The 5,502-nt window shown below is 37.1% G+C and carries 5 protein-coding genes; all 5 read left to right on the top strand.

The genetic code is table 11. The annotated features are described in order from the left end of the window. The coding region (locus E1171_RS08215; RefSeq protein WP_343031310.1) for a fatty acid desaturase family protein at window positions 1–1,154 on the top strand (1,154 nt) is incomplete at its 5' end. A 205-nt stretch (window positions 1,155–1,359) separates the two neighbouring features. Beyond that, window positions 1,360–2,082: a DUF72 domain-containing protein gene (locus E1171_RS08210; protein WP_155205527.1), complete on the top strand. Its 723-nt coding sequence runs from the start codon at window positions 1,360–1,362 to the stop codon at window positions 2,080–2,082. A 394-nt stretch (window positions 2,083–2,476) separates the two neighbouring features. Continuing rightward, window positions 2,477–3,598 carry a Re/Si-specific NAD(P)(+) transhydrogenase subunit alpha gene (locus tag E1171_RS08205; protein ID WP_155205526.1) on the top strand — a complete coding sequence of 374 codons (1,122 nt, stop codon included), beginning with the start codon at window positions 2,477–2,479 and terminating at the stop codon, window positions 3,596–3,598. A gap of 42 nt (window positions 3,599–3,640) precedes the next feature. Beyond that, entirely contained in the window at window positions 3,641–3,952 is a 312-nt protein-coding gene (locus tag E1171_RS08200) for an NAD(P) transhydrogenase subunit alpha part 2 (protein ID WP_155205525.1), read from the top strand. 71 nt (window positions 3,953–4,023) lie between these two features. After that, window positions 4,024–5,412 (top strand): NAD(P)(+) transhydrogenase (Re/Si-specific) subunit beta, encoded by a 1,389-nt coding sequence (locus tag E1171_RS08195; protein WP_155205524.1) that lies wholly within the window; start codon window positions 4,024–4,026, stop codon window positions 5,410–5,412. The last annotated feature ends 90 nt before the right edge of the window (window positions 5,413–5,502 follow it).

Here is a 5,502-nt window from a genome sequence, read left to right as displayed (position 1 = left end):
GACTCAGGGAAATCACTCTTGATAATTTTTTAGCAAGGCATATAACTTTTTTACATATGAACTTTAGTGGAGCAAAATTTTCTAAGGAAGCACATGCTGATTTCAGCACAACCCTTAGAGGCAGAATAAAGGAATATTTTAAGAGCAACAATAAATCCAGGTATGGAAATAGCACTATGGTGTGGAAGTCCATCAGTCTAATAACACTTTATTTAGTACCTTATATACTAATGATCACAGGTGTATTCACCAATAGCTGGATTATTTGGGGGTTATGGTTAATAATGGGTATTGGAATGGCTGGAATTGGTTTATCCATTATGCATGATGCCAACCACGGTGCTTATTCTAAAAACCCCAAAATCAATACTTTAATGGGCTATATGCTTAATTTTGTGGGAGGAAGTGCCGTAAATTGGAAAATACAACATAACGTACTTCACCACTCCTATACGAACATTGATGGAATGGATGAAGATATTATGCCCGTTAAAATCCTAAGATTTTCACCCCATCAAGAAAGATTTAAAATTCACAAATTACAGCATATCTATGCGTGGTTCTTTTATGGTCTGATGACGATTTCATGGGTTACTGCCAAGGATTTTAACCGGTTAAAAAGCTATAAAAAGATGGGTCTCACCAAAACCCAGAATAAATCTTACAATTGGTTAATGACAGAATTGGTTTTATCTAAAGTGTTTTATTTCACTTACATTCTAGTAATTCCTATCCTTGTTTTACCACAAAGTTGGTGGTTAATTGCCCTTTACTTTTTAAGTATGCACTTTTTGGCAGGATTTATTTTGGGAATTGTTTTCCAGCCAGCCCATGTAATGCCTACATCGGATTATCCGTTGCCAGATCCTAATGGAAAAATGGACAATAACTGGTTTATTCACCAACTGCAAACTACAACCAACTTTTCACCGGATAATAAACTGTTGTCATGGTACGTAGGAGGTTTAAATTATCAGATTGAACATCATTTATTCCCTAATATTTGCCATATTCACTATAAAGATCTTTCAAAAATTGTGAAGAAAACGGCATTGGAATTTGGAATACCTTACAATTCCCAACCTACTTTTCTTCGGGCAATTTGGAATCATGGTAAAATGTTAAAGCAATTAGGTAATTTTGATTTGGCTTAGGCCAATGACTTTATAAAACCACGATGTTTAAATTATACGAGGTGCGCCCCAAAAAGGCGTACCTTTTTTTATGGGCATTTATTTAAAGAAATAAGAACAATCTTTGAAGCATTTAATGTAAAAATTTGGTTTTATAGAAACAATGAGAACTTTTCCAGAAAAGCGGGAGAAAGTGCCATTAAAAAAAATATAAATTTGGCAGAAAATGGAAATCTATTGTGGTTGTTCGGGCTTTTATTATGAAAGTTGGAAGGAAATTTTTTATCCTCCCGACCTCGCCAAGAAAAATTGGCTAGCGTATTACAGCCAGCATTTTAAGACTGTAGAAATCAATAGCAGCTTTTATCACTTGCCCAAAGAAAAAACCATGACCCATTGGTATCATACCGTTCCTGAGAATTTCCGATTTACACTAAAGGGAAGCCGATTTATTACCCACATTAAAAGGCTTCGACAAATATCAGAGGCTGTCAAACAATTTTATAATCTTGCCAATCTTCTTTCCGATAAGTTGGCATGTATATTATGGCAATTACCCTCGAACTTATCCAAAGATTTAGATCGACTGGATTCCTTTTGTCAAAACTTGAGCCCAGAATTTCAAAATATCATTGAATTTCGTCATCCCTCCTGGTTCGAAGATGACGTTTTTGATCTTCTTTCAAAACACCATATCACTTGCTGCTCCTTGTCTACCCCTATAAATTTACCTGAAGAGATTATTCCATGTTCATCTGTGGCTTATTTAAGGTTTCATGGTAAAAAAGTTTGGTACGATTACCAATATAGTTTGAAAGAGCTTAAGGAATGGGAGCAAAAAATACTTCATGCTAAAGTCAAAAGATTTTACATTTATTTTAATAATGATGTCAATGCTTACGCTGTAAAAAACTGCCAGCAATTATTAAAATTAGTGAATAATAGATAACCTGATAATGATAAATAATCAATCAAGAATTAATAGGGAAAAGAAAACTGTAAAAGAATTAAGTTTTGAATTTCCAACTTACATTAATCTAACCATAAAATGGACACCCCTAGAAAAGAGCAAAAAAGCAATTCATTTAAATTTTTTCAAATTAATTAAGTCCTCCTTTCTTTTCCCCTTGCAAACGAATTAAGACATTCAAAAACACTACTTACCCTCTGCCATAACCAAATAAAATTTGGGTATTATGCAAATTATCCAATGAAAAGCTTACATTATTTAGAAAATTGTACTACTTTTTACTTAGCTTTGAAGCCATTATCTACATTATAGTGTAAATTTCTACAATCAATTAAATCGCTCATCATTATTTATCTTTATAAATAGGCCAAGTATGCAGATAGGATTTGTAAGAGAATTCAGTGACCGAAGAGTAATTCTTGTCCCTGACACAGTTAAACAGTTAATTAAAGAAGGGCACTCCATGGTTTTGGAGAAAGGTGCAGGTTTGCAAGCTCATTTTTATGATGAAGATTATAAGAAAGTAGGTGCCGAGGTAAAAGAACGTAAGGAGGTACTTACTGCCTCTGACCTACTGGTCAGTATTAATCCTCTGCCTGAAGAAGACATTTTTTCATTAAAAAATAATTGTATACTCATATCCAGTTTCTCCCCTTTTTCAGATCCGGAAATTTGCCAAAGGTATGCAAGAGAAAACTTGACTGCTTTCAGCTTGGATATGATTCCAAGAAGTACTATTGCCCAATCCATGGATGTGTTATCTTCAATGGCCTCCATTGCAGGATACAAAGCTATTATTAAAGCTGCAGAACATTTACCTAGATACTTACCTATGCTTTCAACGGCCGCAGGAACCATCCCTCCGGCAAAAGTGCTGATATTAGGTGCCGGAGTAGCAGGCCTTCAAGCCATTGCCACCGCTAAACGTTTGGGGGCAGTAGTGGAAGCATTTGACACCCGGGCTGCAGCAAAGGAAGAAGTGTTGAGTTTGGGAGCTAAATTTGTGGAAGTAGAGGGTGGTCGTGATGATAAATCCGCTGGAGGATACGCTGTAGAACAATCCGAAGATTATAAGCGAAGACAAAAAGAATTAGTAGCCCAAAAGGTTAGCAAAGCTGATATTGTTGTAACCACCGCTCAACTACGAGGAAAACCTGCGCCAACACTAATTACTGAAGAAATGGTAAGAAATATGCCCTCAGGCAGTGTTATTGTAGACTTGGCAGCTTCTACCGGTGGTAATTGTGAACTAACACAAGACGAGGCTATCATACAAAAACATCAAGTAACCATAATTGGCAGTTCTCATTTGGCAAATGATGTAAGTATGCATGCAAGTCAGTTGTACAGTAAAAATGTACACAACTTTATGAAACAACTTATGGACAAAGAAGGGAACTACCATTCGGATTTTGAAAATGAGATTCTCAAGTCCAGCTGCATTATTAAAAATGGAGAAATCCTTTATAATCAACCGGAAAAGGCCTTAGTTTAACCTTTTTTTACCAATATTTTTTCACCCAAGTTCAATACAATAATGGATATCATCATACAATTTCTTTCAGATAACCTACCTATGATTACCATACTTATTCTAGCTTCATTTCTAGGAATGGAGGTCATCGGTAAAGTACCAACGGTATTACATACGCCTTTAATGTCTGGAGCCAACGCCATTAGTGGTGTAGTAGTAATAGGGGCTATCATCCTTATCCGAAGGGCAGAGGCAAATGATTATTTGACACTTTCTCTGGGAGCTGTAGGAATTGCCTTAGCTATGATAAATGTAGCAGGAGGTTTTGCTGTGACAGACCGAATGCTGGATATGTTTAAAAAGAAGAAAAAATAGGGACAAAAAAACAAGATTAAGTCTAAACAATCCACATCATTTTTTTCGGAACTGAATGAAGACAACATATTATGGAAAATACAATCACTGAAGTCCTATATTTAATTAGCATCGTTATTTTCATTATCGGCCTAAAAGGTCTAAGTCATCCCGAATCTGCAAGAAAAGGAAATCTTACTGCTGGTGCAGGAATGGGTCTGGCCATTTTAGTGGCTTTATTTGCTCCCATAGCAGGAGGAGACAACAACTACCAATGGATTGTTGGGGCAATGATGGTAGGAAGTATTATTGGCCTGATTGCTGCAAAACGTGTGGCTTTAACCAGCATGCCAGAAATGGTCTCTCTTTTCAATGGTTTGGGGGGTGCTACAGCCATGATTATTGGTTTTGTAGAATTTTATAATTTGTCAGCCGGCCAAGAGATGATGAGTGCCACCGTTCTTACTAACCTCTTTGCCTTGGTGGTAGGTGCTGTTTCTTTCTCAGGTTCTCTTATTGCATGGGGAAAACTAAACGGTTCTTTACGTGACAGCTTAAAATTACCTCTCCCCCATGTCATTAATATTTTGACTTTGGTAGCTATCATCGGCTTTAGTGCCTACATCATGATGCAACCTACCCTACCGTTTAATCTAGTAATCCTACTTACAGCCCTCTCTCTATTCTATGGAATCGCCTTTGTTACGCCTATCGGTGGTGGAGATATGCCTGTGGTGATTTCCTTATTAAATTCCTTTACAGGAATTGGAGCTGCTGGAGCTGGTTTAATTTATGCTAATCATGTGATGATAATTGGTGGTATCTTAGTAGGTGCCTCAGGAACCATCCTTACCGTTTTAATGTGTAAAGCCATGAACCGGTCTTTATTGAATGTGATAATTGGTGGGTTAGGCTCCAAAGGAAGTGGAGCCGGATCAGATCGCGAACAAGTCATTAAAGAGGCAAACAGTGGAGATTTAGCCATTCAATTAAAATATGCTTCGAAAGTTAGCATTGTACCAGGTTATGGGTTAGCCGTAGCGCAAGCTCAACATGTGTGCCATGAATTGGAGCATACTTTAGAGGCTGAAGGAGTGGAAGTCAAATATGCCATTCACCCTGTGGCAGGCCGCATGCCAGGGCACATGAATGTTTTGTTAGCCGAAGCAGACGTTTCTTATGACAAACTACAAGAATTAGAGCAAGCGAATGAAGATTTCAATTCTACCGATGTTGTATTAGTAATTGGAGCAAATGATGTAGTTAATCCAGCAGCTAAAGAGGACAGCTCTTCTCCTATTTATGGGATGCCAATTCTGGATGTTGAACAGGCAAAGAAAGTAGTTGTACTGAAAAGGTCTATGCGTTCAGGTTATGCGGGAATAGAAAACCCTTTGTTCTTTGGTGAAAATACTAATATGCTTTTTGGTGATGCCAAAGAAAGTCTGAATAAATTAAAAGAAGAAGTCAAAAATGCTTAAGGTCTGGTCCATTAGGCTACAATATATAAAGTGAATTGTAAGAGGGAAGTCTAAAATTTCCGGCACTGTGAGAGAAACTGTGTAAGTGGT

This window comes from Xanthovirga aplysinae, assembly GCF_009711365.1.
GTDB classification, from domain to species: domain Bacteria; phylum Bacteroidota; class Bacteroidia; order Cytophagales; family Cyclobacteriaceae; genus Xanthovirga; species Xanthovirga aplysinae.
The sequence above is the reverse complement of the archived record's forward strand: the minus strand, read 5'-3'. Positions and strand labels throughout refer to the sequence as shown.